25 protein-coding genes are annotated in these 24,948 nt (G+C 59.9%); 17 read left to right on the top strand and 8 right to left on the bottom strand.

Translation table 11 applies throughout. The annotated features are described in order from the left end of the window. Window positions 1–271: 271 nt before the first annotated feature. From TRM7615_RS00375 to TRM7615_RS00395, 5 genes are all read right to left on the bottom strand, one after another. Window positions 272–1,201, bottom strand: coding sequence for a metal ABC transporter permease (locus tag TRM7615_RS00375; RefSeq protein ID WP_108784936.1), 930 nt, complete (start codon window positions 1,199–1,201; stop codon window positions 272–274). After that, a complete protein-coding gene (locus TRM7615_RS00380; protein WP_108784937.1) occupies window positions 1,198–2,403 on the bottom strand; it encodes a metal ABC transporter permease in 1,206 nt (401 codons plus the stop codon). The genes TRM7615_RS00375 and TRM7615_RS00380 overlap by 4 nt, the downstream gene beginning before the upstream one ends. A 19-nt stretch (window positions 2,404–2,422) precedes the next feature. Further along, window positions 2,423–3,226: a metal ABC transporter ATP-binding protein gene (locus TRM7615_RS00385; RefSeq protein ID WP_108784938.1), complete on the bottom strand. Its 804-nt coding sequence runs from the start codon at window positions 3,224–3,226 to the stop codon at window positions 2,423–2,425. A gap of 3 nt (window positions 3,227–3,229) precedes the next feature. Next, window positions 3,230–4,183 (bottom strand): metal ABC transporter solute-binding protein, Zn/Mn family, encoded by a 954-nt coding sequence (locus TRM7615_RS00390; protein WP_108784939.1) that lies wholly within the window; start codon window positions 4,181–4,183, stop codon window positions 3,230–3,232. A gap of 88 nt (window positions 4,184–4,271) precedes the next feature. Beyond that, window positions 4,272–5,165, bottom strand: coding sequence for a LysR family transcriptional regulator (locus TRM7615_RS00395; RefSeq protein ID WP_108784940.1), 894 nt, complete (start codon window positions 5,163–5,165; stop codon window positions 4,272–4,274). Between the two features lie 99 nt (window positions 5,166–5,264). Here TRM7615_RS00395 and tmpA point away from each other — a divergent pair, with 99 nt between their 5' ends. The 3 genes from tmpA to TRM7615_RS00410 are packed head-to-tail and all read left to right on the top strand — an operon-like array spanning window position 5,265 to window position 7,653. Then, the gene (tmpA, locus tag TRM7615_RS00400; protein WP_108784941.1) at window positions 5,265–6,401 is read left to right on the top strand and encodes a 2-trimethylaminoethylphosphonate dioxygenase; all 1,137 of its coding nucleotides are present in this window, start codon (window positions 5,265–5,267) and stop codon (window positions 6,399–6,401) included. Further along, a complete protein-coding gene (gene tmpB, locus TRM7615_RS00405; protein WP_108784942.1) occupies window positions 6,398–6,988 on the top strand; it encodes a (R)-1-hydroxy-2-trimethylaminoethylphosphonate oxygenase in 591 nt (196 codons plus the stop codon). The genes tmpA and tmpB overlap by 4 nt, the downstream gene beginning before the upstream one ends. Then, entirely contained in the window at window positions 6,985–7,653 is a 669-nt protein-coding gene (locus TRM7615_RS00410) for an ureidoglycolate lyase (RefSeq protein WP_108784943.1), read from the top strand. Before tmpB ends, TRM7615_RS00410 begins: the two co-directional genes overlap by 4 nt. Before the next feature lie 20 nt (window positions 7,654–7,673). Here the strand turns inward: TRM7615_RS00410 and TRM7615_RS00415 are convergent, their stop codons facing one another. Both TRM7615_RS00415 and dapB read right to left on the bottom strand, forming a co-directional pair. Further along, complete coding sequence (locus TRM7615_RS00415; RefSeq protein ID WP_108784944.1) at window positions 7,674–8,489, bottom strand: class I SAM-dependent methyltransferase; 816 nt, start codon at window positions 8,487–8,489, stop codon at window positions 7,674–7,676. An 86-nt stretch (window positions 8,490–8,575) separates the two neighbouring features. After that, window positions 8,576–9,385, bottom strand: a complete 810-nt coding sequence (dapB, locus tag TRM7615_RS00420) for a 4-hydroxy-tetrahydrodipicolinate reductase (RefSeq protein ID WP_108784945.1) — start codon at window positions 9,383–9,385, stop codon at window positions 8,576–8,578. 87 nt (window positions 9,386–9,472) lie between these two features. Between dapB and rbfA the strand changes: the two genes are divergently transcribed. From rbfA to TRM7615_RS00485, 13 genes are all read left to right on the top strand, one after another. Next, window positions 9,473–9,868: a 30S ribosome-binding factor RbfA gene (rbfA, locus tag TRM7615_RS00425; protein WP_108784946.1), complete on the top strand. Its 396-nt coding sequence runs from the start codon at window positions 9,473–9,475 to the stop codon at window positions 9,866–9,868. Continuing rightward, entirely contained in the window at window positions 9,865–10,602 is a 738-nt protein-coding gene (locus TRM7615_RS00430) for a phosphodiester glycosidase family protein (protein ID WP_108784947.1), read from the top strand. The genes rbfA and TRM7615_RS00430 overlap by 4 nt, the downstream gene beginning before the upstream one ends. A 95-nt stretch (window positions 10,603–10,697) precedes the next feature. Continuing rightward, window positions 10,698–11,612, top strand: coding sequence for a tRNA pseudouridine(55) synthase TruB (truB, locus tag TRM7615_RS00435; RefSeq protein WP_108784948.1), 915 nt, complete (start codon window positions 10,698–10,700; stop codon window positions 11,610–11,612). 41 nt (window positions 11,613–11,653) lie between these two features. Beyond that, the gene (locus tag TRM7615_RS00440; protein WP_108784949.1) at window positions 11,654–12,175 is read left to right on the top strand and encodes a DUF1643 domain-containing protein; all 522 of its coding nucleotides are present in this window, start codon (window positions 11,654–11,656) and stop codon (window positions 12,173–12,175) included. 83 nt (window positions 12,176–12,258) lie between these two features. Then, window positions 12,259–13,275 (top strand): calcium-binding protein, encoded by a 1,017-nt coding sequence (locus TRM7615_RS00445; RefSeq protein WP_108784950.1) that lies wholly within the window; start codon window positions 12,259–12,261, stop codon window positions 13,273–13,275. Window positions 13,276–13,485: 210 nt separating this feature from the next. Beyond that, the gene (gene rpsO / locus TRM7615_RS00450; RefSeq protein WP_085796999.1) at window positions 13,486–13,755 is read left to right on the top strand and encodes a 30S ribosomal protein S15; all 270 of its coding nucleotides are present in this window, start codon (window positions 13,486–13,488) and stop codon (window positions 13,753–13,755) included. 170 nt (window positions 13,756–13,925) lie between these two features. Continuing rightward, window positions 13,926–16,619 (top strand): AsmA family protein, encoded by a 2,694-nt coding sequence (locus TRM7615_RS00455; protein ID WP_108784951.1) that lies wholly within the window; start codon window positions 13,926–13,928, stop codon window positions 16,617–16,619. A gap of 243 nt (window positions 16,620–16,862) precedes the next feature. Then, a complete protein-coding gene (gene pnp / locus TRM7615_RS00460) occupies window positions 16,863–19,004 on the top strand; it encodes a polyribonucleotide nucleotidyltransferase (RefSeq protein WP_108784952.1) in 2,142 nt (713 codons plus the stop codon). Window positions 19,005–19,127: 123 nt separating this feature from the next. After that, window positions 19,128–20,003 (top strand): alpha/beta fold hydrolase, encoded by an 876-nt coding sequence (locus TRM7615_RS00465; protein WP_108784953.1) that lies wholly within the window; start codon window positions 19,128–19,130, stop codon window positions 20,001–20,003. 101 nt (window positions 20,004–20,104) lie between these two features. Next, window positions 20,105–20,377, top strand: coding sequence for a PepSY domain-containing protein (locus tag TRM7615_RS00470; protein ID WP_108784954.1), 273 nt, complete (start codon window positions 20,105–20,107; stop codon window positions 20,375–20,377). Window positions 20,378–20,400: 23 nt separating this feature from the next. Beyond that, window positions 20,401–20,910, top strand: coding sequence for a helix-turn-helix transcriptional regulator (locus TRM7615_RS00475; protein WP_108784955.1), 510 nt, complete (start codon window positions 20,401–20,403; stop codon window positions 20,908–20,910). Between the two features lie 177 nt (window positions 20,911–21,087). Continuing rightward, window positions 21,088–21,777, top strand: coding sequence for an outer membrane protein (locus TRM7615_RS00480; protein ID WP_108784956.1), 690 nt, complete (start codon window positions 21,088–21,090; stop codon window positions 21,775–21,777). A 73-nt stretch (window positions 21,778–21,850) separates the two neighbouring features. After that, window positions 21,851–22,567: a glycosyltransferase family 25 protein gene (locus TRM7615_RS00485; RefSeq protein WP_108785450.1), complete on the top strand. Its 717-nt coding sequence runs from the start codon at window positions 21,851–21,853 to the stop codon at window positions 22,565–22,567. Here the strand turns inward: TRM7615_RS00485 and TRM7615_RS00490 are convergent, their stop codons facing one another. Further along, complete coding sequence (locus TRM7615_RS00490) at window positions 22,568–23,218, bottom strand: peroxiredoxin (protein WP_108784957.1); 651 nt, start codon at window positions 23,216–23,218, stop codon at window positions 22,568–22,570. Window positions 23,219–23,494: 276 nt separating this feature from the next. Between TRM7615_RS00490 and TRM7615_RS00495 the strand changes: the two genes are divergently transcribed. Next, window positions 23,495–24,934 carry an aldehyde dehydrogenase family protein gene (locus TRM7615_RS00495; protein WP_108784958.1) on the top strand — a complete coding sequence of 480 codons (1,440 nt, stop codon included), beginning with the start codon at window positions 23,495–23,497 and terminating at the stop codon, window positions 24,932–24,934. Window positions 24,935–24,948: the final 14 nt, after the last annotated feature.

Raw genomic sequence — 24,948 nt, forward strand, 5'->3', positions numbered from 1 at the left:
CCGCTAGACCTAGCATGGTCACACGCGATTCTGCCACCCGTTTACTGCTGAAAGCGAAAGACCCGGCGCGCCCATTTTGCGACGTTTGAAGACAATCAACAAAACCTGTGGGCGGCACCGGGCCTTGAGTGAGTGGTGGTCATCTCAGGGCTGAAATTCGCCCTTGCCATAAATTGAAGCTGGGGACTTTGCCTGCTGTTTTTAACCCCCGCGTCACGCAGAGTTTACCAGTGGCTCACTTCGGCAACGGCTTGGCCCGGCCTCGCAACGCTCAGGCCTGTGCCGGGGCACCGGCTCGTTTTCGGCAAGGTCCGAACAATGCGGTAAGCGCAAGAATGACGCCCGAAACAGTCGCAATCATACCTGCTGCGCTGACTGCGTCTGCCGCACCCAACCACAGTGGACCATAGCCCGCAAAAACATACCCCACGATGGCCGAGGTTGTGGCGAACCCGATGCTCCAAGCGATCTGACGCTCCAACTGATTGGTCATCATCCGCGCAGCCGCGGGTGGGCAGATGAACATGGCGATCACGATGATCGACCCCACAGCGTCAAAGGCGGCAACCGCGGCAATGGCCGCAACCACGACCAGCGCCAATCCCAGAACATTGGTGCGGATGCCCATGGTCCGGGCAAACCCCTCATCAAAGGTCGAGATCTTGAGAGGTCGCCAGAACAGCCAAATGAAGGCGATAACCCCGATCAGAGTCGCGGCGATCCGGCCCAGTTCCACGGGCAACCCTGCCAAAGCCTGTGCATCCAGAAGCGAAGACCAGCCGACAGCATCCAGCCAGATCAGGCTTTCCAAATTGCCATAAAGCGCATGTTCCACGTCCAGATGCACTGACGAGGTGTCTGTTTGTTCCAAAAGCAGAACGCCGCCCGCAAACATGGTGGTGAACACCACGCCCATGGCCGCACCTGGTTCGATCCGGCCCAGACGGCGGATGGCTTCGATCATCACAACGGCCAATAAGGCGGCTCCGGCGGCACCCAACATCATCGGCCAGGCCGAGATCACTCCGGTCAGCAGAAAGGCCACGACAATGCCCGGAAGAACCACATGGCTAATGGCATCGCCAATCAGGGCCTGTTTGCGCAGCACCAGAAAGTTGCCTGGCAAGGCACAGGCAACAGCCGCAAAGATCCCGATCAACAGGGGTGTCAGAGACAGCGGGACAAATTCTTCGCCGCTCATGCGGGCACCTCCTGCGGGCCACCGATGCGGCGGTCGATGTCGACGATCTGGTCCTTGGTCAGGACCGTTTCGATGTCGCGCAGCCCATCGTAAAGCGCCGCCGCAGCCTCATGCGACTGGTCGGCGCGCACAACTTCCCATCGCTTCTCGTCACGCAGGGCCTTGGCGGCGCGAGCGCGGCCGAGCTCGGTCGCGACCCCGTCGGCGCGGGCGAAACCGGCACGCGAGAGCAGACGCAGCGTAAGGCGCTCATAGATCGGTTGCCCTTGGGCCAGAGCCAGAAGCCCCTGGCGCAGGTGCACCCGGCGCTGGAACCGCAGATGCCCCAGGATCGCCGCCAGAACGCCCCGATTGGGCGCCAACAGCATCGACAGCGCAAAGAGCGCAAAACTCACCAAGACAATGATGGGACCGGTTGGCAGATTGGGGGCTGAGGCCGAGATCGCAGCGCCGACAAAGCCGGACACGCCACCCGCCAGACCGCTGAGCAGAACCACGCGGTCCGAGCGTTCTGTCCAGAAACGTGCCGTCACGGGCGGGATGATCAGCAGTGCCACGATCAGGATCAGACCAACGATTTTCAGCCCCACGACCGTGACGGCCATCACCAACCCCATCATCGCAAGATCGATGCGTGCCACGGGCAGACCGCGTGCGGCGGCATATTCGGGGTCAAACGACACCAACGTCATCGGGCGGCGCAAGAGCAGGATCAACAGCAGCGTCGCGCCGCCGCCCACCGCGATGATCATCGCATCGGCCCACAGCATGCCCGCGGTCGAGCCCAGCAAGAACCCCTCGAGCCCCGCTTGCCGCCCAACGCCCATGGTTTGGATCACGGTTAGCAATACGACGCCAAAGCCAAAGAACACCGACAGGACAGAACCGATGGCTGCATCCTCGGCCAATCGGGTGTGGCGCGTCAGCCAGTTAAGGCACAAGAGCCCAACCCAAGCCGACAGGGCAGAGCCGAGCAAAAGGCCGATCAGGTTGCGGCCGTCCCCGCCCAGCGCAACCATCACCATGAAGGCGATGCAGACACCTGGCAAAGTTGCATGACTGATCGCATCGCTGACAAGGGCGCGTTTTCGCAGGAACAAAAAGGTGCCAGTTACACCGGCAGACACGCCTAACAGGGCCGCGCCAATGGCAACCAAGGTGGCGTTGTAGCCAAGCTGTAAAAGCAAAGCATCGCTGAGCATAACGATTGCGTCCGTCTATCTAGCCGGCCGCGCGCGACAGTTGGTCGATCTGCGCGGTTGCCAGGCGACCGCCATAAGCGGCCTGAAGCGTTTCAGCGGTAAAGGCCACGTCCACCGGTCCTTCGGCCACTTTGCGAGTGTTGATCAGGAACACGTGGTCAAAATAGTCGGTCACCGTTGCGAGGTCGTGATGCACCACAACCACTGTTTTCCCGGCGTCCTTGAGCGATTTCAGCACTGCGATGATCGCCTTTTCGGTTGCAGCGTCAACACCGGCAAAAGGCTCATCCAGCAGATACAGGTCCGCATCCTGCGCCAGCGAGCGAGCGAGGAAGACGCGCTGCTGCTGCCCGCCAGACAGTTGACCAATCTGGCGGTCGGCAAAATCGCGCATACCCACACGGTTCAGGCAATCCATCGCCTTGGCCTTGTGTCGTCCGCGAAGACGGCCCAGCAGACCAAGCTCGCGGTATAGCCCCATAAGAACAACGTCGATCACGCGGGTCGGAAAATCCCAATCAACGCTTGCGCGCTGCGGGACATAGGCGACGCGGGCGCGCTGATCCTCGAGCGGTTTTCCAAAAGCTGTGACCTGCCCCGACAGCGGTTTGACGATACCCAGTGCGGCCTTGAGCATGGTCGACTTGCCCGCGCCATTTGGACCAATAACCGCAGTCATTGCACCAGCTTGAACGGTCATATCCACCGAGAACACGGCTGGTTTCTGACCATAAGAGACAGTCAGTCCCCGGATCGCTAGTGGGCTTTCAGCCAAAGCTTCGTTGGTGTTTGCAATACCGTTGCTGCTTGCCAGTTCCAACATCGCTCAGAACCCCGCCGACAGCTTGCCGTCCATGCCGCGCGCAGGCACTTCTGCGCCCAATGCCCCGGCAATGACCGTGATGTTGTGATCGAGCATGCCGATGTAGGTTCCCTCATAGGTGCCCTCTTCGCCCATAGCATCGCTAAAGAGTTCGCCACCGACGTGCACTTTGTGCCCCTTCGCCGCGGCCCCTTCGATCAGGGCGCGAATGGACCGATCAGAGACCGAGCTTTCGACAAAGACGGCAGTGATCTGGCGATCAACCAACAGGTCCACCAGTTCACCGATGCGGTTCAGGCCCGCCTCGGACTGGGTCGAGATGCCTTGGATACCCAAAACCTCATACCCATAGCTGCCACCGAAATAGCCAAAGGCATCATGCGCCGTCAGCAAAACGCGGTTGGTTTCGGGCACTTGAATCAGGGTTTCGGCCGCGTAAGCGGACAGGCGGTCCAGATCGGCCAGATGCTTTTCAGCGTTGGCCGCGAAGACTTCCGCCGCCTCAGGACGTACGTCGGTCAAGGCTTTTTGCACTTCGATCACCACATCTCGCCACAGGTCCGGGGTCATCCACACATGCGGGTCAAATTTGTCGGCATAGTCGTCATGGGCACGCAGTTTCGATTTGTCCAAGCCCTCGGCCACAGCCACAACGGTGCGCTTGCGTTCGAGATCGTGAAAGAAACCTTCCATCTGCGCCTCAAGGTACAGCCCATGCCACAGGATCAGATCGGCGCGGGTCATGGCCACGATGTCGCTGCGGGTCTGGCGATAGGCATGCGGGTCAACGCCCGGCCCCATCAGGCCCTTCACCTCAACCTCATCCCCGCCGACTTGGCGGGCTGCATCCGCGATCATGCCCGTTGTGGCCACCACCTTGAGCGGGTCCTGCGCCCAGGCCGTGAACGGCAGGGCCAGCAGTACACCAGCAATCAGCAAAGAGCGTCGCAGAATCATGTCGAACCTCTGGTTTGTACGTCCAACATAAATTGAGAACAATTCGCAAGTAAGTCAATGCTATTGAGAATTATTCGCAATAAAGTCTTTAGTTGCCTCTAAAATAAGGGGTTTGGTTCAAGGTTCCTGCTATCAGATCATCCAAAAGAGCAAAAACAAGCCGACGCAATGACTTGGAATAAAGCCGATCCTCGGGCCAGGTCAGCCAATATCCGTCCCGCGTCTTCAACTTTTGATCCGATGTTTGCACAAGATTTCCCGTGGTCAGATCAGGTTGCGCCAGGGGCAAAGAGCCTAAGACAACGCCCAGACCTTCGCGGGCGGCGCGTAGACCGTGCACCATGGAATCAACGCTCAGGCTCGCGCCGCCGGGCACCGTGCCGCCTGTCTCACGGCTCCAATCCTGCCAACCCGGGCGTTCGCCGCGCACCTCGATCCGGGGCAAGTCTTGTCCCTGTGCGTCAGGCGCGAGCATAGGCACCAAAACCTCTTGTTCGATCAATCGTGCCTTGCGCCCCGCCCAAGCTCCGCGTCCATAGCGCAGTTGCAGCCAGGTGCGTTCCTCGTCAAACTCGGATCGTTTGGCGACAGAGTCCGTGACCAGTCGCACGTTGGGGTACTGCGACCAGAACGCCCCAACGCGTGGCAGAATCAGCGTGTCGATGTGCGAACTCAACGCCGCCAGCCGGAGTTCTTTTGGAGCTGTTCCAAACAAGTCTTCGGTGTTGCGTTCCAACGCAGTCAGGCTGTCCTGCACCAGCGGCAGATAGCTTTCACCATCGGTGGTCAGCGACACGCCGCGTGCCTCGCGAACAAACAGGCTGCGGCCCAGCCACGCCTCGAGGTTACCCATCCGTTGACTGACGGCGGCCTGCGAGATCCCGAATTCGCGGGCAGCGGCGGAAAACCCGCCCAATCGCCCGGCGGCCTCGAACACGCGCAGCCAGTCCAACGGCGGCAATCCGACCTTTTTGTCATCCATAAGATTTTCCAACCCTGAGATAGAATAAGGTTTAATTGTCGTGATGGCATGCAGCGGCTATTTCCTCAAGGGAAAGCTCGCGCCACAAGGAGAGACCCCATGCTGCGCTCTGCCACCCATGATCCGTCCGTCGTCACGATCGAGTTTGATGATGGCACCACCACCCGCTTCCACGCCATCTGGCTGCGCGACAATGCGCTGGACCCCGAGACCCGCGCGCCGGGCAACGGTCAGCGCCTGATCACCATTGGCGACATTCCCGCCGACATCGCGATCAGCGCGGCACAGGTAGGGAATGGCGATCTGTCCGTGACCTTTGCGCCTGAAAACAAAACTGTCACATTCCCCGCCGATTGGCTGGCCGAACATAGCTATGACCGCGCGCAAGCCAATGACTTTGGTCGCATGGCGCCAGGCATCACCACCTGGGAACGCGGCATTGAAGCGCCAAGTGGCGATTGGTCCGCCGTTCAGTCGACCCATGCCGCCAAACGCGATTGGCTGGCCGCCGTGGCCGAGTTCGGCTTTGCCAAGCTGACCGGCGGCCCGACCGAGCATGAATCGCTGCTGAAAGTCGCTGATCTGTTCGGCTATGTGCGCGAGACCAACTATGGCCCCTATTTCGAGGTCCGCACCGAGGTGAACCCGACCAACCTGGCCTACACCGGCCTTGGTCTGCAAGCACACACCGACAATCCCTATCGCGATCCGGTGCCGACGCTGCAAATCCTCTATTGCCTGGAGAACTCGGCCGAGGGCGGGGATTCGATCGTTGTGGATGGGTTCCGTGCAGCCGAAAAGCTGCGCGACGAAAACCCCGAAGGATTTGCCCTGCTGGCAGGTTACCCAGCGCGTTTCGAATACAAGGGGTCGGACGGGGTCTGCCTGCGTTCGCGCCGTCCGATGATCGAACTGTCGCCTGATGGAGAGCTGGTCGGCATCCGGTTCAACAACCGCTCTTCCGCGCCTATCGTTGATGTGCCCTACGACAAGATGGAGGCCTATTATGCCGCCTATCGCCAGTTGGGCGAGATCATCGACGATCCGGCCATGGGTGTGTCCTTCAAGCTGGAACCTGGCGAGAGCTTCATCGTCGACAACACCCGCGTGTTGCACGCGCGTCTGGGCTATTCCGGGGCTGGGTCGCGTTGGTTGCAGGGTTGTTACGCCGACAAGGATGGACTGCTGTCGACATTGGCTGCCATGGATATGGCGCAGCCGGAGGCAGCGGAATGAAACCCGATTTCTCGACATTGGACCGCTCGAACATCGTGGCCTTCATCGCCGACATCTTTGAGCGGCGCGGTGGGGAAGAGTACCTGGGCGAGCCGGTGACCATGGCCGAGCATATGCTGCAAGGCGCCACGATTGCCGAGCAGAACGGCCAGCCCGAAGAGATCATCGTCGGCGCCCTGCTGCACGACATCGGCCACTTCACCTCCGAGTTCGGGACCTATCACCCCGACGACACCGAAGACCGCCATCACGAGGATGCCGGTGCCGAGGTGCTGGAACAGTTCTTTCCCTCAGTGATCACCGACTGCTGCCGCTTTCATGTGGCGGCCAAGCGGTATCTGTGTGCGACCAAGCCCGAATACTTCAACCGCCTGTCCACCGCTTCGGTGCATACTCTGGAGCTACAAGGTGGGCCGATGAGCGCTGAAGAGGTTGCCGAATTTGAGGCCAACCCGAACCTCAAAGAGATCATTCAGGTGCGATATCTGGACGAGGCGGGCAAACGGGCAGACATGGACACCCCGGATTTTGCTCATTTCGCCCCGATGGTGCAGCGTATGGTCGACCGTCACCTGGGTGCCGCGTGAGCGCGCCCGAATATATCTTCGAGGTCAGTTCCAAACCCTCTCTGCCATGGCATGAGGTGCCTTTGATTCGGGCCACCGACGCGTCTGTGAAAGATTATGGCTGTCTGGTCGATGACCCCGACACCTTCGAGATTAAGATTGTGCGCTGGCCACAGCAGGGCTGGCGTCCGATTGATGACGGCACAGGGGATGAGGCCGGCTGGGTCGAGGGCACGTTCAAATGCGACTGGCACGGTGATGTGCTCTATGGCGAGAACGAGGCGGTCAAAGGCCACTATGTTCTCGGCTGGTCCGCGGATCCGCAACAGGCCAAGACCGAAGAGCAGACCGCGCCGCGCGATCAGGTGTTGTTGTGGCATATGAACTACCACCCTGACGGGGGGCAAATGTTCTGGCCGCTGGACAACAAGCCGTTCATCGTGCCCGTCGCCTTTCCCGGTGACAACCTGACACCGGACAAGGTGGTGGCGTTCTGGTGTGACGGATCGCGCGGGCTCTATATCCATCCTGGCATCTGGCACGAGGGGATTTTCCCGGTCGAAGACAACCAGCGTTTCCTAGATCGCCAAGGCAAGGTGCACGCCCGCGTCAGCGCCGACATCGGCAAAGAGTTCGGTGTCTACCTGTCCTGCCCGCTGCGCGCGGACAAGATGAAAGACCTCTGATCCAAGGGCCGTGCGCGCCGTCAGGCGATGGCGCGTACGAAATGGATTTGGGCGGGGACGCGAACCGTGTCGCCCTGGGCCATCTCAGCGAAACCGGCAACAAGTTTTGATCGAACAGCGTCGCGATGTGCCTGCGTTAGCGTGCCCGCTGCTTTTTCCACGCCCATGCGCATGCCAGCAGCCCCGATTATCGAATGCGTCTTGCCCACATCCTCGGGCGTGCCGCGCGGTGTCAGGTGCAGATCCTGTGTGTCGATGTCCACGGACCACCCTGCGCCGGATAAGATCCGGTTGATCTTGTTGGGATCACTCAATGACATCGGCCCCGGCACGTCGGGATCAAAACCCGGGCCCGGCCCGAACACCTCGGCTGCGATGCGACCCGGCATGCTGAACCAGGGGTTGGCCTTGGGTGGTCCCCAGCAGGCAAAGTTCAGCGCTGCGCCGGGCTTCAACGCCGTGCGCATGTGGGCAAAGGCTTGATCCGGGTCGGCAAAGAACATCACGCCAAACAGTGAGATGGCCGCATCGAACCCTTCACCAGCAAATGGATAGCTCGCCGCATCCCCGATCAGAAGTTCCACATTGTTCGGTGCCCGGGCGATGGCGCGTTCGGCAAAGGGCGGCGCGATCTCGATCCCTGTCACGCGGCCCGTTGGCCCGACAGCCCCGGCCGCGTGCAACAGGGAAATGCCAGCGCCGGGGCCAATATCGAGCACTGATTGCCCCGCGCTTAGACCCGCCCGAGCCATCAACCCCTCCAACACCGGAGCGTGGGCTGCGTCGGTTTCCGCCTCGACCCTTAACCAAGGCTCCGCAATTGCCTTCCAATCCATCTTAGCTCAACCTCTGGCGTGGTGCGTTCAGGTATCAGCCTGACACTTACACACGCCGAAGGCAACTGTCCGGACGGACAGGCTGATCACAGACCCAGAACGTCAACCATATCATATTCGCCGGGTGCCTTGCCTTGCCCCCAAAGCGCCGCCTTGAGCGCCCCGCGGGCAAAAATTGCGCGATCAGTGGCCAGGTGACGCAGAACGATGCGTTCGCCAGGGGCGGCAAAGAGCACGTCATGCTCGCCCACGATGTCACCTCCGCGAACGGCGTGAAAGCCGATGTCGCCCCGCTTGCGCGCGCCGGTGATGCCATCCCGCGCCCGGTCTGACACGTCGTTCAGATCAACGCCACGCCCTTCGGCGGCGGCCTCGCCCAGCATTAGGGCCGTGCCCGAGGGTGCATCGACTTTGTGGTGGTGGTGCGCCTCGATCACTTCGATGTCGAAATCTTCGTCCAGGGCGGCGGCGACTTTTTTGGTCAGCTGCACCAGCAGGTTCACACCCAGACTCATGTTGCCTGCCCGCACAATGACGGCGTGACGGGACGCCGGTTCAAGCCGAGCAATCTGCTCATCCGACATACCTGTGGTGCCAATCACATGCACACAGCGCGCCTGTGCGGCCAAGGCAGCAAACTCCAATGTCGCTTCGGGGGCTGTGAAATCGATGACAGCCTGCGCATGGGAAAACGCCTCCAATGCGTCGTCGGTGACGATAACGCCTAGGGGTTGGCCACCCATGGCCTCACCCACGTCGCGACCCACCCAATCGTGCCCCTTGCGCTCAACCGCGCCCACCAGTTTCGCCGCATCGCTGTCCAGCACGGTTTTCATCAGCATCTGGCCCATGCGACCTGATGCTCCGGTAATGACGATCCCTGGTGTGTGGGTCATGGCACGATTCCCTTTTTGTCGGCTCATTGCCTCCTACCCGCTTCACGCCCGCTTGGCAAAGCCCGGCTTTGGCCTTAGATCGGAGATATGGCCAAGAACAAATTCCACGACGGGCCAGGCCCGTCCCAACGTCAGCTGCGCGTCGGCGAACTTATCCGCCGCACCTTGTCCGAGGTGCTGGCACGCGGCGACGTGCATGATCCCGACCTCAACCGCATGTCGATCACTGTCGGCGAGGTCCGCACATCACCCGATCTCAAGATCGCGACCGCCTATGTTCTGCCCCTGGGTGGCAAAGGCCAGGACGAGGTGCTCAAATTGCTGGCCCGAAACAAGGGTGAGCTACGTCGTGTGATCGGCAAGAAGGTGGGGCTCAAGTTCTCGCCCGACTTGCGGTTCCGCTTGGACGAGACATTCGACCAGATGGACGACACCCGACGCATGTTCGAACAGGACGCGGTGCGCCGCGATCTGGACGAGTGATCCGGGCGCTGCTGATCGGATTGGCCGCTGTGGTGGCCGCACCGGCGGCGGCGCTGGAATGTCAGGACCTGTCCCATGACGGCAACCGGTATTCCATCTGCGAGGTCGATCTGACCACCGACGAGCTGCGCTTGTTCCTGCGCGATGAGCAGGGCGAGGTTCTGGGTCAGTTTTCCGCCGTCGATTCCGAGCTAAAGGGCGAAGGCAAGCAACTGACCTTTGCCATGAACGCGGGCATGTATCACTCGGACCGTTCCCCTGTTGGTCATTACGTCGAGGACGGCACCGAAGAGATGCGGGTTGTGTCCAATGCAGGCCCGGGAAACTTTGGCCTGTTGCCAAACGGTGTGCTTTGCATCGAACCGAGCAAGGCACGCGTATTTGAGACGCTGGCGTTTCAGGCCGCCGAGCCGGATTGCCGTTTCGCCACCCAATCCGGGCCAATGCTGGTGATCGACGGTGCCCTTCATCCCCGGTTTCTTCCCGACAGCACTTCGCGCTATTTGCGCAACGGCGTGGGAACCAGCGCGGACGGTAAGCGCGCCGTCTTTGCCATATCGAAAAACGCCGTCACCTTTCACGAGTTTGGCTCGCTGTTTCGCGACGTGCTCAAGACCCCAAATGCGCTCTATTTCGACGGCAATATCTCGCGTCTCTACGCACCGCAATTGAACCGAGCCGACGCCGGGTTCTCAATGGGTCCGATCGTGGGCGTCGTCGCCCCGCACGAGTGAACCTGTTGGGCTGACGCAACCTTGCAAAAATGCGAGTTTGACAGGGCGCGGCCAATCCGTTAGGTCGCGCGCCTCAAACATGTTCGAGGGGCATCATGGCACGCAAACGCAAGGGTCGCGACATTTCCGGTTGGCTGGTGGTCGACAAGCCTGCAGGCATGACGTCGACCGCCGTGGTCAACAAGGTCCGTTGGGCGATGGACGCCAAGAAGGCGGGCCATGCAGGCACCCTGGACCCCGAAGCCACCGGCGTGCTGGCCGTTGCCCTGGGCGAAGCAACCAAAACCGTTCCCTACATCACGGACGCTTTGAAGGCCTATACTTTCACCGTGCGTTTGGGTCAGGCCACCAACACCGATGATGCCGAAGGCGAAGTGATCGCATCGTCCGATGCGCGCCCCAGCGATGACGACATCAAAGAGGCGTTGCAGCCCTTTCTGGGTGACATCATGCAAGTGCCGCCCAAATTCTCGGCCGTCAAAATCGACGGGCAGCGTGCCTATAAACTCGCCCGTGACGGGGATGAGGATTTCGAACTGTCTGCCCGCCCCCTCTGGGTCGAGGAACTGATCCTGGTGGATCGCCCCGACGCCGATCACGTGCTGCTGGAGATGACCTGCGGCAAAGGCGGCTATGTCCGCTCGATCGCGCGTGACCTGGGTGCGGCTTTGGGTTGTCACGGTCACGTCAAGGAGCTGCGCCGCATCTGGTCTGGCCCGTTCGAGGCGCAAGACGGCATCACACTTGAGCAGATCAACGAATTGGCCAAAACCCCGGCACTGGACGAATTCCTCCACCCGCTGGAACAAGGCCTGGCAGAGCTGCCCGAGCTGAAATGCACCCCCGAAGGTGCCGCCCGTCTGCGCAACGGCAACCCCGGCATGGTGCTGGCATCTGACGTGGAATACGGCGACGAGGCCTGGGCTTCGCTCGATGGTCAGGCAGTTGCGGTTGGCACTTACAAGTCGGGTGAATTGCACCCCAGTCGGGTTTTTGTTCAGCCAAAATGAAGCCAGTGGCCTGAGCGATCATGACGTGCTAGCCAACGCTCATGATCACGCGCACTCATACCAAGGGCGACGCGCCCTCGACCGCCGTTTATTCCGATTGCGAACGCTATCGCTACAGCCTGACCCGGGTCTGGGATCCCGCGGGCGGCAAGGTGCTGTTCGTGATGCTGAACCCCTCAACCGCGACCGAGGTACAGAACGACCCCACCGTGGAACGCTGCGAACGCAGGGCACGCGCCTTGGGGTTTGGCGCGTTCCAGGTGACCAACATCTTTGCCTGGCGCGACACCGACCCGCGCAAGATGCGCGCCGCGGCTGATCCGGTTGGCCCCGAGAATGACGCGACCATTCTGGCTGGTGTCGGCTGGGCCGATCAGGTGGTCGCCGCCTGGGGCACGCATGGCGAACATCTGGACCGAGGGTCCGCTGTTGAACACCTGCTGCGCGGCACTGAGCACCCAGTGTTCCACCTTGGCTTGACCAAGGCCGGGCATCCGAAACACCCGCTATATATTTCCTACTCGCAGAAACCGGAACGCTGGTTTCCCGCGGGCGCGCGTTAACCATTCCCGCAATCCTATTTTGACCCGCCTCGGCTTCCGTGACTAAATGACAGCAGTGGGTGACGTGTGCTTGGAGTTCTAATATGTTGGCACTAGCAGGATTACTGGGCCTGGTGGCAGCCGGTAGCGTCGTGTTTCTTGCAGATGAAACTGCCAATGAAACCGAGGCGAATGACGATATTCGCCCTGATGACGACCTCGTTGACAATGACCCGACTCACCCTGAAAACCAGCAAATCGCGCCACAAGAAGTCAGCCTTCAAGACAACCAGGACGACGATACCGACGACACAGGTTTGGTGCTGGCCGGGACCGATGACGACAACGCCATCGACGGTGGCGACGGCAGTGACCAGATCAATGGCTACGATGGCGACGACACCGTATCGGGCGGGTTGGGCGACGACATACTTCATGGCGCCGACGGGGATGATGTCATGGAAGGCGGAGCGGATAATGATGTGCTGCATGGCGAAGACGGCGCCGACATCATGAACGGCGGCGATGGTAATGACGAGCTTTTCGGCCATTTTGGCTCGGATCAGATGCGGGGCGGCGACGGAAACGACACGCTCTATGGCGGTCAGGATGCCGATTCTCTGGCCGGGGATGACGGTGACGACGCCCTGCATGGCGGCTATGGCAACGACACGCTGATTGGTGGCGCAGGCGAAGACACGCTGTTTGGTGGCCGAGGCAATGACCTGATCAACGGGCAGGACGACGACGGATCAGAAAGCGGGCCGGATTATCTGAACGGTGGCGAAGGCAATGACACCATCGTCGCGGGTGAAGGCGACATTGTGACCGCCGGGTCCGGTGCGGATCAGATCATCCTTGGCGACTGGATCCTGGATGGAGAGGCCGCTGACATCATGGATTTCGACCCCACTCAGGATCGCCTGCTTATCAGCTGGGACCTGCAAGGTGATCCCGATCCGCAGATCGAGGTGCAGCCAGACCCGAACAACGCCAATCTCAACCGTGTGACGGTCAACGGCGAAGAGGTCGCGCTGCTGCGCGGCGACGCTGAAGTCCTGGCATCGGACATCCTGATTGTGGACCAAAGCGAAGTGAGCGCGTTCAGCCTCGCCAGTTGATCCCTTGGCGGTTCCAAACCAGGGGTGCTGGTTCCGGGCCCTGCACAACGCATCACAAACCTTTTGCCAATTCCACCAAAACCGCCTATATCCGCGCATCTGTCGGGGATTCGGCCATTTGGCTGGGTTTACGACAGACATCTCCACGGGCCTGTGCTGGACGACATCCCGGCCTGCGCCATCCACTCTAACCTTGTAAAGGAGACCCCGATGTCGATCACTGCTGCAGAAAAAGCACGCGTCATGACCGAGTTCGCAACCAAAGAAGGCGACACAGGTTCGCCCGAAGTTCAGGTTGCTGTTCTGAGCTCGCGCATCTCGACTCTGACTGAACACTTCAAGACCCACAAAAAAGACAACCACGGCCGCCGTGGTCTGCTCAAGATGGTTGCTCAGCGCCGCAAGCTGCTGGACTACCTGAAAGGCAAGGATGAGGCCCGTTACCAGGACCTGATCAAACGCCTGGGTCTGCGCCGCTAACCGCGGGGCATCGACGAAAACCGGTTCAACCTGGATTTTGTCAGTATTTGGCGCTCGCCACCCGGCGGGCGCCTTTTTTGTTGAAACCTTCACAACTCCACACATGATAAATTGCGCATAGGTCGGCCTGTGATACAGTCCGTCACATAGATCTTTCGCCGGAGTTTATCGTGTCATCCCTTTTCAAAAAGCTGGCCCTGTTCCTTTTGGGCCTTGTGGTGTTGTGCGTCGTTGGCCTGTGGCTGCTGTTGTCCTCATCGCTGTTAGCAGGCCCTCGGGGCGCCCTCGTGGCCCGCGCACTGCAGGACAAGTTGGGACAAGACGTTGCCATAAATGGCGGCGTGACGGTCGATCTGGGGTCCGTCCTGCACATCACCGCGCAGGACGTAGTGCTTCTCAACGACGCCAATCCCGACAGCAATCTGGCGGATCTCGTGAGCCTCGACTTCGATCTGGCGGCACGGGATCTGATGCAAGGTCGGGTCACCTTGTCCAATCTGACCGCCACGGGGGCCCGTGTCACAGTTGTCGTAGATGAAAACGGGCACAGTGGTTGGACAAACGCGATATCGGATGCGCCTGCCAACACCGAGGTCACCAACCCGCAGGGCAGCGTTTCCTTCAACCCACTGAGCTTGCTGTCCGGTCAAGGGATTCAGCTGTCCGACAGCAGTGTTCTGTATCAGGACGCGCGAAACGGCCTGGACCTTGATGTTCAGATGAGCACGTTTGGCCTGACCCAAGAAACACCATCGGCGCCCTTGACCCTATCGGGCAGCGGTGCACTGAACGGTGAGACTTTCGACTTGGACGGCACATTTGCCAAAGGGGATCCGTTTTCCGCCAATATCCGTTTTGACCAGATGCGCGTCGACCTGTCTGGGGATCCCACGGACGGTGGATATGTCACCTCGATCAACGCCGAGATCCAAGAGCTGGGGCAGTTGCTGGATGCTCTGAAGTTGCAAAAGCCGATCTCGGGCAACGGCAAGATCAGCGCCAAGATGCATACCTCGGACGGACCAGCGCGGGTAACGGATGTGAACGTTGCAGTGGCATTGGACACCGGTCAAAGCCTGACGGTGACAGGCGAGTTGGGGGAAATGGGAAATGCAGCCGATGTCTCGCTCGACACCCGCATTCGCCTCTATCCCGATGACGCCTTGCCGCCCCCCGCAACACTGCGGCGTGACTTGAAACTGGTGGGGGTCGACATGACCCTTGAGGCGCAACCAAACGGCATCCCGAAACGAGGTATGGTGATCGCCACCAATGGTTTTGTTCTGGACACAACCGGCGAAGGCCCGCCCCCGGTTGAGGTCTCTGGCATCTCACGCACGCCCGACGGGTTGCTGCGCCTCGGCAACGCTGTCCTGCGGATTGGCCCTCCTGATGCACCGTTTCTGGTTGTCGAAGGTGCCGTCGAGGATGCGCTGCGACTGGAGGGGATCGACTTTGGCGCCGACCTGTTGATTTCGGCCTCAAGTCTGATTGCGCCCGAGGGGTTTGCGGCGGCTGGTGATCTGGGCAAGTTGGTGGGCGGTTTTCGCCTGAAGGGCAACGCGAAGGTTCTGTCGCTGAGCGAGCTTCAGGCCAAATCGCAAGGCTCCGACCTGTGGCATCTGGATGTAACCGGCTCGGTGCACAATGCGCTCAAATTCGAGGATGTCGATCTGCATGTTAAGGTCGATGTCCCCTCAGGCGCCAAGCTGCTCGAAACGCTGGAGTTGAAACCAATCGACACAGGCCAGGTGCAGCTGGCCATCGACTTGACCAGCCAGGACACGGCCTGGGAAACCGCGATGGCCGTAGACGTGGGCGACTCGGAACTGGATCTGGCGATGTCCTTGGACATGGCCGACCCGCACCCGGTGGTGCGCGGCACGGTTGAAAGCGATCTGATCCGGATCAATCACCTACGCGATATCGCCGCCTCGGCGCTCCAGCTATCAAAGCTCAACCCACAGGCTGAGAGCGCAGAAGAGCCTGCCGAAACAAATGAGATCCAACCGCTCGTGCTGAGCGAGGAAGAGCCCGCAAGCGGACCGTTGCGGGATGTGACGCTGGAACCGCTCGGCCGAACCATCCTGCTGTCTGGCATGGACCTGAGCGTGCAGATCGATCTGCGAAAACTTGAAGGCGACGCAGGCACCACCAGCCTGCAAAGCGCGTTTGAATTCGCCGAAGGCAAAGCCCAGTTGGGGCCGGTCGATTTCAGCTATGGCGGCGGTCATTTCAACATCACAGGCCTGATGGACATGAAGGAAGATCCCGACACCCTAAGGGTTGAGGGGTCCACTGACGGATGGGACTTTGGCGAGATCATGCAAGCGATCAACTTCAAGAAGCCCGCCAGCGGAGTGGTCAACGGCGAGTTCAAGCTGCAAGGGCACCACAAATCGGTGAAAGATTTCCTGGCCACAATGCAGGGCTCGGCCTTTGTCTCGATGCGCAACGGGACCATCGACACGCAATTGCTGGATATTGCCGGTCTGGGCGTTCTGCCCTGGCTTTTCTCGAAGGAGCGCGGCAAAACCGCCCCCATCGTCTGTGCCCGCGCTCCGCTGTACTTCTCGAACGGGCAGGTTTCGACCAAGCAGATCGTGGTGGAAACCGATCAGGTGCAAGTGGTGGTCTTTGGCAACGTGAATCTGAAAGGCAAGACGCTGGACATTACCGGGCAGCCTCGGCGCATTGGCAAGCCGCTGTCGCGCAGTCCTTGGCCCTTCACACTCAAGGGATCGCTGAACGACCCAAAGGTCAAGGTCAAGGATGGTCCCCGCCGCCTAAAACGCTCGGACGGGGCATCGAAAATGCCGGAGAACCGCAAGCTCTGCGTGCCCGATATCTTGCAGTTGCAGTAGCGTGTCGCCACAGAACCAAGTGCGCACCGCCCCATTTCCGGGACGGTGACGGATATTCAGCCAGAACCCTGGTCAGTCCCCTTTCAATTGGGGGCAAACTGATGTAAGGGCGGCAGCATCTGAGACGTGGTGCACGGACCCTGGCACCGTGAAGGAAGATAACAGGGGTCGGCGGCAATGGGGCCGTCATGCAATCGGGAGACGCGGGAGGGCCCGCGAGTGCTCCCTTTTAGGATACGCTAGATGTTTAACGTAACAACGAAATCCATGCAGTGGGGCGAAGAGACGCTCACACTGGAAACCGGCAAGGTTGCCCGTCAGGCCGACGGCTCGGTCATCGCCACTTTGGGCGAAACCAGCGTCATGGCCAACGTGACCTTTGCCCGTCAGCAAAAGCCCGGCCAGGACTTTTTCCCGCTGACCGTTCACTACCAAGAGAAATACTATGCCGCCGGTAAAGTTCCGGGTGGCTTCTTCAAGCGCGAGGCGCGCCCGACCGAGAAAGAGACGTTGACCGCGCGTCTGATCGACCGCCCGATCCGCCCGCTGTTTGTGCCCGGCTTCAAAAACGAAGTTCTGGTGATGTGCACCGTGCTGAGCCACGACCTGGTCAACGACCCGGACATGGTTGCAATGATCGCCGCCTCGGCTGCGCTGACCCTGTCGGGCGCTCCGTTCATGGGCCCGATCGCCGGTGCGCGGGTTGGTTTCGAGGACGGTGAATACGTTCTGAACCCGACCGTCGATGACATGCAGGACCTGCGCCTGAACCCCGAACAGCGTCTGGACCTGGTTGTTGCCGGCACCAAAGACGCCGTGATGATGGTCGAATCCGAAGCCTACGAACTGACCGAAGCTGAAATGCTGGGCGCCGTCAAATTCGCGCACGAGCAGATCCAACCGGTTATCGACCTGATCATCTCGCTGGCCGAAGAAGCTGCAAACGAGCCGTTCGACTTTACACCCCCGGATTACTCGGAGCTGTACGACGCGGTCAAAGCTGCTGGCGAAACCGAAATGCGCGCCGCATTTGCGATTAGCGACAAGCAAGAGCGCACCGCCGCTGTTGCCGCCGCTCGCGAAACAATCAAGGCAGCCCTGACCGAAGAGCAACTGGAAGACGCGAACCTGGGTTCGGCGCTGAAAAAGCTCGAAGCAGGCATCCTGCGCGGTGACGTTGTCAAAACTGGCAAACGTATCGACGGTCGCCGGACCGACGAAATCCGCGACATCGTGTCGGAAACCGGTCTGCTGCCGCGTACGCACGGTTCGGCCCTGTTCACCCGTGGCGAAACCCAAGGTCTGGTTGTAACCACCCTGGGCACCGGCGATGATGAGCAGTTCATCGACGCCCTGCACGGCAACTTCAAATCGAACTTCCTGCTGCACTACAACTTCCCTCCCTATTCGGTTGGCGAAGTGGGTCGCGTGGGCCCTCCGGGTCGCCGCGAAATCGGTCACGGTAAACTGGCATGGCGCGCCCTTCAGGCCGTTCTGCCCGCAGCAACCGATTTCCCCTATACCGTCCGCGTTGTGTCGGAAATCACCGAATCCAACGGCTCCAGCTCGATGGCGTCGGTCTGTGGTGGCTCGCTGTCCATGATGGACGCAGGCGTTCCGCTGAAAGCACCGGTTGCTGGTGTGGCAATGGGTCTGATCCTGGAAGACGACGGTTCGTATGCGATCCTGTCCGACATCCTGGGCGACGAAGACCACCTGGGCGACATGGACTTCAAAGTGGCGGGTACCGAAAACGGCATCACCTCGCTGCAGATGGACATCAAGGTTGCAGGCATCACGCCCGAGATCATGGAAAAAGCCCTGGCACAAGCCAAAGACGGCCGTATCCACATCCTGGGTGAAATGTCCAAGGCGCTGTCCGAGACCAACGAATTCTCGGTCCACGCTCCGCGCATCGAAACCATGCAGATCCCCACCGACAAGATCCGTGAAGTAATCGGTTCGGGTGGTAAAGTGATCCGCGAGATCGTCGAAGTGTCGGGTGCCAAGGTCGACATCAACGACGAAGGCATCATCAAGATCGCATCGCCCAACGGCGAAGCCATCAAGAAGGCCTACGACATGATCCACTCGATCGTGGCAGAGCCCGAAGAAGGCGCGATCTACACCGGTAAAGTCGTCAAGATCGTCGACTTCGGTGCCTTCGTGAACTTCTTTGGCAAGCGCGACGGTCTGGTGCACGTGTCGCAGATCGAAAACCGCCGCCTGAACCACCCTTCGGACGTTTTGAAGGAAGGTCAGGAAGTGAAAGTCAAGCTTCTGGGCTTTGACGATCGCGGCAAGGTTCGCCTGTCGATGAAAATCGTCGATCAGGAAACCGGCGAAGAGATCGCACCTGAGAAAAAAGAAAAGAAAGAGGACTGATCCCAGTCCAATCTCTTTCAGAAGGCCCTGACCAAGTGTCGGGGCCTTTTTCGTTGGTTCAGTGCAAATCGTTACGTGGGGTTTCGGCTGCTTTGGCGCTCGTTCGCCTGCTAGCATTTTGTCATGCAAACCGATCCTCAGGTATCTCCGATCCGATACACTGCCCGGTGTGCCGATGATGTTGGCATCGCCTGTTATCGCTTTGCCAATCCCGGCGGCGTTCCAGTCATCGTGGTGCATGGCACCTTTTCCAGTCACGAGGGGTGCACCGGCTTGGCCCGCCAGCTGGCCGACGATGGCATGGATGTCTGGTCCATGGACTGGCGCGGGCGGGGCGGCAGCGAGATGCCGGACGGGCCCTTTGATTTTGATACCGTTGCACAAGTCGACATTCCGGCGGTTCTGAAGCTGGTTCAGACCGAGACCGGCAAACGCTCGGCCTTTTTTGTCACACATTCCGGCGGCGGGTTGATTGTGGGCATGTGGGCGGCCCGAAACCCCGAACTGGCCAATGATAGCGTCCATGGCCTTGTCACAATGGCCGCCCAAGCGCATCTGGCTGCAGAACGCCCCCAGCACCGCCAACGCATTGCCGAGATGGCGCAGTATCTGGAAACGATCGACATCATCCCGCCACGCCAGTTGGGTGTCGGGTCAGAACCGGAAAGCGCAGCGCTGATGCGGCAATGGTGTCGTTGGAACCTCGACGGCGCGTTTCTGGGATCAGACGGCTTTGACTATCTGCCCGCCTTGACGGCGCTGAATTTCCCCCTGCTGTGCCTGATCGCAGGCGGTGACCACTTTGTAGCCCCCCGCGCAGGATGCGAGAGTTTTGCCAATGCCTTTGGCAGCACTGACCACACCGTCCGCCATTGCAGCCAGGAACACGGTTTCGCCGAGGATTATGAGCACGGCCGCATCCTGGCCTCGACCCCTGCACGGAAAGAGATCTGGCCGCTGATCGCAGCTTGGGTCCGCCAGCGGGCCAAAACCGCATAAACCCTGGTGCAATAGCGGCCAAATCAACCAAAAACCAATCGCAGCCTCGGCCATCGACTCCCAACTCGGTGCCATCATCAACACCGAAAAGGAGAGACCCAATGACCACTATCAAAACCCTGGCCCTGATCACCGCAATGCTGGCGGCCCCTGCCATCGCTATGGCCAACTTCAACATCGGTGATACCTTGGGCACCGAAGTGGCTGCGATCCGCGCCATGCTCGAAGAGCAAGGGTATCAAGTGCAAGAGATCGAGTTCGAAGACGACGAGATCGAGGTTGAAGTCCTCAAGGATGGTGTGGAAACTGAGTTGGTGCTGAACCAGGCTGACGGTTCGGTAGTCGAGATCGAGATGGAAAAAGAGGACGACTGAGCGCGTCTCGGAAAGGGAGCCACTTGAAGAATTCCGGCAAGGCTTGGTTGTGGCTCGTGTTGGTGGTGCAGGCTGTCTGCGCCGCCTTCTTTGTCATCGATGGACTGTTCGATTGGACCGGGATGCCCGAGCCCTTGGGCTTTCGCGATCTTCATGCCTTCGAAATGGTGCTGAGCCTTGCTCTGCTTGCAGGAATCACCGCAACAGCGATGCAGATCCGCGCGCAGGACCAACGCGAGGTTCGAATGCAGAGGCAGCTCGACATGGCATCTGGCGCGTTCGAGCAACTCATCCAAGATCACTTTGACCAATGGCAACTCAGCAAGGCCGAGCGCGAGGTCGCCATGCTGGCGCTCAAAGGGCTGTCGGTTGCCGATATTGCCGCGCTGCGCCAGACGAAGGACGGCACGATCAAGGCGCAATGCGCCGCCGTCTATCGCAAGGCCGGTGTGTCGGGTCGGATGCAATTGCTCAGCTATTTCGTCGAAGAGCTGATTGCCGAGCCCGTTTTGGACAAACCAAGTCAGATTTGACGCTCGCACCCATGTGACAGCGCATCCCTTGGCAATCATGGGATTTTTCCCCATCCAATTTTATTCATTCACCGAGGCAGAAATATCTGTGAACAGACGTGACGGCTGCACCCCTTTCAATCACGCGAATGACAGGCAAATGGTCCCACATCAAATGCCTGAACAAAGGATCACCCGATGCGTCCCCCTCCACTTATTGCCGCCGCCGCCCTGGTACTGTCAGCGACCACCCTTTCCGCACAAGCCCTGCCCGATGGGTACTACGTCCAGGGGTTCCTGGGATACAATCAACTTCAGGACACCAACCTGTCCGGCACTATCGGCGGCGCACCGCAATCGGTGTTTGGCGACTTTGATGGGGGCTACGGCATCGGGATCGCCGTCGGTCGCGAAATCCCGCAGTGGAGCAATTCGAACGTCGGCACCCGGGTCGAGCTGGAACTGTCTTATCGCAACAACGATGTTGAAACCCTGAATTTCACCGGCAATGGACCCGGCAACGAGGTCAACACCAGCGGCGACATCTCGTCGAGCTCGCTCTTTGCCAATGTTCTGTTCGACTTCAAGCAACAAGGTGCCTTTACCCCGTTTGTGGGCTTTGGTCTGGGCGCGCAGCGGACCAGCTATGATCTGGTCTATGGCCCCGGCGTTGCGATCCGCGACAGCGATACCAGCTTTGCCGCCCAAGCGATTGCCGGTGTCAGCTATGATCTCAACAGCAACACGGCTTTGACCGTAGACGCCCGATATTCCCGCGCCTTTGGCGCGTCGAGCAGCAGGCTCAATCCCGCAGGCGTATCCACCGGTAACGTCGAGGATGATCTGGACAACTTCAGCGTCAACTTGGGCGTCCGCTTCAAGTTCTGAGCCGCGAAAGCGAAATCAGCCCCCACCCCAGTTTCGCTTTCCCCGCATGACCCGGCGCTGTATGCATCGGGTCATGCGATCATTTGTCATTCACATGTCTTCCAGCACCGCACGCCGTCCCAACGCCGAGACACTGGTTGAGCAGCTGCCAGATGCCGAGTTGATCGAGGCTGTGAACGGTCGCGACCCAGCCGAGATCGCAGACGTGCAATGCCATCCCGGCAACCTGTTCAAACCGCATTATCCCTTTGCCCTGCGCCCCGCTGAAATCGGCGTGTTCCAAAGCCATCGCCGCATCTGGCGCAAGTTGGTTGACGACAAGATCGACCTCGCCATCATTACTGAGGATGATCTGGCGATCGACCCGGATCGCTTTTCCCAGACGCTGGACCTGCTGCAGGACCACGCGACGGTCGACAGTTACATTCGCCTGCCTGTGAAACAACGCGAGCGACCGGCCCAGGTGGTTGCAGAAAAGGGCGACTTGAAACTGATCCTGCCTAAGGTCATCGGCCTGCAATGCATTTGCCAGGTTGTCGGCCGCGAAGCTGCGCGTCGGCTGTTGGCCGTGACCGATCAGATCGACCGACCAGTGGACACGCTGTTGCAGATGCATTGGGTCACAGGGCAACCAGTTCACGCCGTTTTGGGCGCAGGCAATCGCGAGGTCGCGAGCCAAATCGGCGGATCGACGATCCAGACAAAAATACGCCCCAGCGGCAAGCTGGGGCGCGAATGCAAGCGCGGTGTCTATCGGGCGCAACTGGCGCTGCGCCCGCAAAAACCCTGATTATTCCGGTGCTTTGGTTTTGCGCAGGTAAGGGAAGATCGTCTCGAACTCGCCGAACTTCTCCTTGGCCTCTTCATTGCTGACGGCCGGCGGGATGATCACATCTTCGCCCGGCACCCAGTTGGCGGGTGTTGCTACCCCCTTGGACGACATCTGCAACCCGTCGAGGGCGCGCAGGATCTCGGCAAAGTTGCGACCCACGGTCATCGGGTAGGTCATCGACAGTTTCAGCTGTTTGTCAGGTCCGATGATGAAAACCGATCGCACCGTGGCGCTATCGGCCGGGGTGCGTCCGTCGGGCAGATAGGCCTCGGCAGGCAGCATGTCGAAGGCTTTGGACACAGCCAGGCCATCGTCTGCGATAATCGGGAAACCGGCTGCCGCATTACCGTATTTCTCAATGTCGCCCTTCCACTTCTTGTGGTCCTCGACACCGTCAACGGATACGCCGATCACTTTTGTGCCGCGCGCTGCCCATTCGTCGGCCAGCTGTGCCACGGCCGAAAACTCGGTTGTGCAAACGGGGGTGAAGTCTTTGGGGTGCGAAAACAGAATCGCCCAGCTGTCGCCAATCCAGTCGTGGAACTGAATGGTGCCGTGATCGGTCTCTGCAGTGAAATTCGGAACAGTATCGTTAATACGCAAACCCATGGCTCATCTCCTTTGGTATGAAAATCCGGGTCGGATCGTCCTGACCCGCCCAACTTAGTGTTTCTGCCGCAAGGTTACAGGGGCAAAGTGACGAAGGGGAAACAAATCCTGCTTGCAAAGACCGGCACGATGCGCAGCGTTGACAGCGGAGGAGCTTCACGCGAATAATTTGATCAAATTATTCAAAATCCCCTTGCTCGGAACCAGGGGTGGTGACACATTGGCCACAAATTCGACCAATCGGTCGACTTATTGGCAGGATCAGGAGAGTCAGACATGATCGAAAAACGCGACTTTTATATCAACGGCGCATGGGTCGCCCCAGCCGCCACCAACGACTTTGAAGTCATCAATCCCTCCACTGAAGAGCCCTGCGCAGTGATCTCTTTGGGGGGACAGGCTGACACGGACGCAGCCGTGGCCGCGGCCAAAGCCGCCCTGCCCGGCTGGATGGCAACACCGGTCGAAGAGCGTATTGCTCTGGTCGAAAAGCTGGCCGAAGTTTATCAATCCCGCACTGAAAACTTGGCTCAAGCCATGTCCGCCGAAATGGGTGCACCGATCGACATGTCCCGCACGCAGCAGGTTGGCGCAGGTGCATGGCATTTGATGAACTTCATCAAGGCAGCCAAAAGGTTTGAGTTCGAAAAACCGCTCGGCGATCACGCCCCCAACGACCGCATCATTCATGAGGCTGTTGGCGTCGCGGCCCTGATCACCCCGTGGAACTGGCCGATGAACCAGATCACGCTCAAGGTCGGCGCGGCAGCTGTTGCAGGGTGCACCATGGTTCTGAAACCATCCGAGCAAAGCCCGCTGAACGCGATGATCTTTGCCGAGATGATGGACGAGGCCGGGTTCCCTGCCGGTGTCTTCAACCTGGTGAACGGCGACGGTGTCGGCGTCGGCTCGCAACTGTCGGGTCATCCGGACGTAGATATGGTCAGCTTCACCGGCTCAACTCGTGCCGGCACCGCGATTTCCAAGAACGCCGCCGACACGCTCAAGAAGGTGCACCTGGAACTGGGCGGCAAGGGCGCCAACGTTGTCTTTGACGACGCCGACGAAAAGGCGATCAAGCGTGGTGTTTTGCACATGATGAACAACACCGGCCAAAGCTGTAACGCCCCCAGCCGGATGCTGGTGCAGCGCGGTGTCTATGATCAGGCCGTCGAAACCGCCGGTCAGGTCGCGCAGATGGTGTCCGTCGGCAACGCTTTGGAAGAAGGTCGCCATATCGGCCCCGTCGTCAACGAGCTGCAGTGGAACAAGATCCAGGACCTGATCCAGAAGGGCATCGACGAAGGCGCCAAGCTGGTGGCTGGTGGCACTGGTCGCCCGGACGGCCTGAACAAGGGTTACTATGTGAAACCCACCGTCTTTGCCGACGCCAACAACCAGATGACCATCGCGCGCGAGGAGATCTTTGGCCCGGTTCTGACCATGATCCCCTTCGACACCGAAGAGGAAGCGGTCGAGATTGCCAACGACACGCCTTATGGCCTGACCAACTATGTCCAGACGCAAGATCCTCAGCGCCTGAACCGCATGGCACGCACCCTGCGTTCGGGCATGGTGGAAATGAACGGCACCAGCCGTGGCGCAGGCTCACCCTTTGGCGGCATGAAGCAGTCGGGCAACGGCCGCGAAGGCGGCGTTTGGGGGCTCGAGGACTTTTTGGAAGTCAAAGCCGTCAGCGGTTGGGCGGCTGAGTAAGCACCCGATGCTTT

The sequence above is a fragment of the Falsiruegeria mediterranea M17 genome, from assembly GCF_900302455.1.
Lineage (GTDB): Bacteria > Pseudomonadota > Alphaproteobacteria > Rhodobacterales > Rhodobacteraceae > Falsiruegeria > Falsiruegeria mediterranea.

Excerpts from the sequence above, each read along its gene's own strand:
- TRM7615_RS00375 (WP_108784936.1), bottom strand. The coding sequence starts at position 1,201 with ATGAGCGGCGAAGAATTTGTCCCGCTGTCTCTGACACCCCTGTTGATC.
- TRM7615_RS00480 (WP_108784956.1), top strand. The coding sequence starts at position 21,088 with ATGCGTCCCCCTCCACTTATTGCCGCCGCCGCCCTGGTACTGTCAGCG.
- TRM7615_RS00440 (WP_108784949.1), top strand. The coding sequence starts at position 11,654 with ATGATCACGCGCACTCATACCAAGGGCGACGCGCCCTCGACCGCCGTT.
- truB (WP_108784948.1), top strand. The coding sequence starts at position 10,698 with ATGGCACGCAAACGCAAGGGTCGCGACATTTCCGGTTGGCTGGTGGTC.
- rbfA (WP_108784946.1), top strand. The coding sequence starts at position 9,473 with ATGGCCAAGAACAAATTCCACGACGGGCCAGGCCCGTCCCAACGTCAG.
- TRM7615_RS00445 (WP_108784950.1), top strand. The coding sequence starts at position 12,259 with ATGTTGGCACTAGCAGGATTACTGGGCCTGGTGGCAGCCGGTAGCGTC.
- TRM7615_RS00385 (WP_108784938.1), bottom strand. The coding sequence starts at position 3,226 with ATGTTGGAACTGGCAAGCAGCAACGGTATTGCAAACACCAACGAAGCT.
- TRM7615_RS00495 (WP_108784958.1), top strand. The coding sequence starts at position 23,495 with ATGATCGAAAAACGCGACTTTTATATCAACGGCGCATGGGTCGCCCCA.
- TRM7615_RS00465 (WP_108784953.1), top strand. The coding sequence starts at position 19,128 with ATGCAAACCGATCCTCAGGTATCTCCGATCCGATACACTGCCCGGTGT.
- TRM7615_RS00485 (WP_108785450.1), top strand. The coding sequence starts at position 21,851 with ATGCGATCATTTGTCATTCACATGTCTTCCAGCACCGCACGCCGTCCC.
- pnp (WP_108784952.1), top strand. The coding sequence starts at position 16,863 with ATGTTTAACGTAACAACGAAATCCATGCAGTGGGGCGAAGAGACGCTC.
- dapB (WP_108784945.1), bottom strand. The coding sequence starts at position 9,385 with ATGACCCACACACCAGGGATCGTCATTACCGGAGCATCAGGTCGCATG.
- rpsO (WP_085796999.1), top strand. The coding sequence starts at position 13,486 with ATGTCGATCACTGCTGCAGAAAAAGCACGCGTCATGACCGAGTTCGCA.
- TRM7615_RS00395 (WP_108784940.1), bottom strand. The coding sequence starts at position 5,165 with ATGGATGACAAAAAGGTCGGATTGCCGCCGTTGGACTGGCTGCGCGTG.
- TRM7615_RS00380 (WP_108784937.1), bottom strand. The coding sequence starts at position 2,403 with ATGCTCAGCGATGCTTTGCTTTTACAGCTTGGCTACAACGCCACCTTG.
- tmpA (WP_108784941.1), top strand. The coding sequence starts at position 5,265 with ATGCTGCGCTCTGCCACCCATGATCCGTCCGTCGTCACGATCGAGTTT.
- TRM7615_RS00470 (WP_108784954.1), top strand. The coding sequence starts at position 20,105 with ATGACCACTATCAAAACCCTGGCCCTGATCACCGCAATGCTGGCGGCC.
- TRM7615_RS00490 (WP_108784957.1), bottom strand. The coding sequence starts at position 23,218 with ATGGGTTTGCGTATTAACGATACTGTTCCGAATTTCACTGCAGAGACC.
- TRM7615_RS00390 (WP_108784939.1), bottom strand. The coding sequence starts at position 4,183 with ATGATTCTGCGACGCTCTTTGCTGATTGCTGGTGTACTGCTGGCCCTG.
- TRM7615_RS00415 (WP_108784944.1), bottom strand. The coding sequence starts at position 8,489 with ATGGATTGGAAGGCAATTGCGGAGCCTTGGTTAAGGGTCGAGGCGGAA.
- tmpB (WP_108784942.1), top strand. The coding sequence starts at position 6,398 with ATGAAACCCGATTTCTCGACATTGGACCGCTCGAACATCGTGGCCTTC.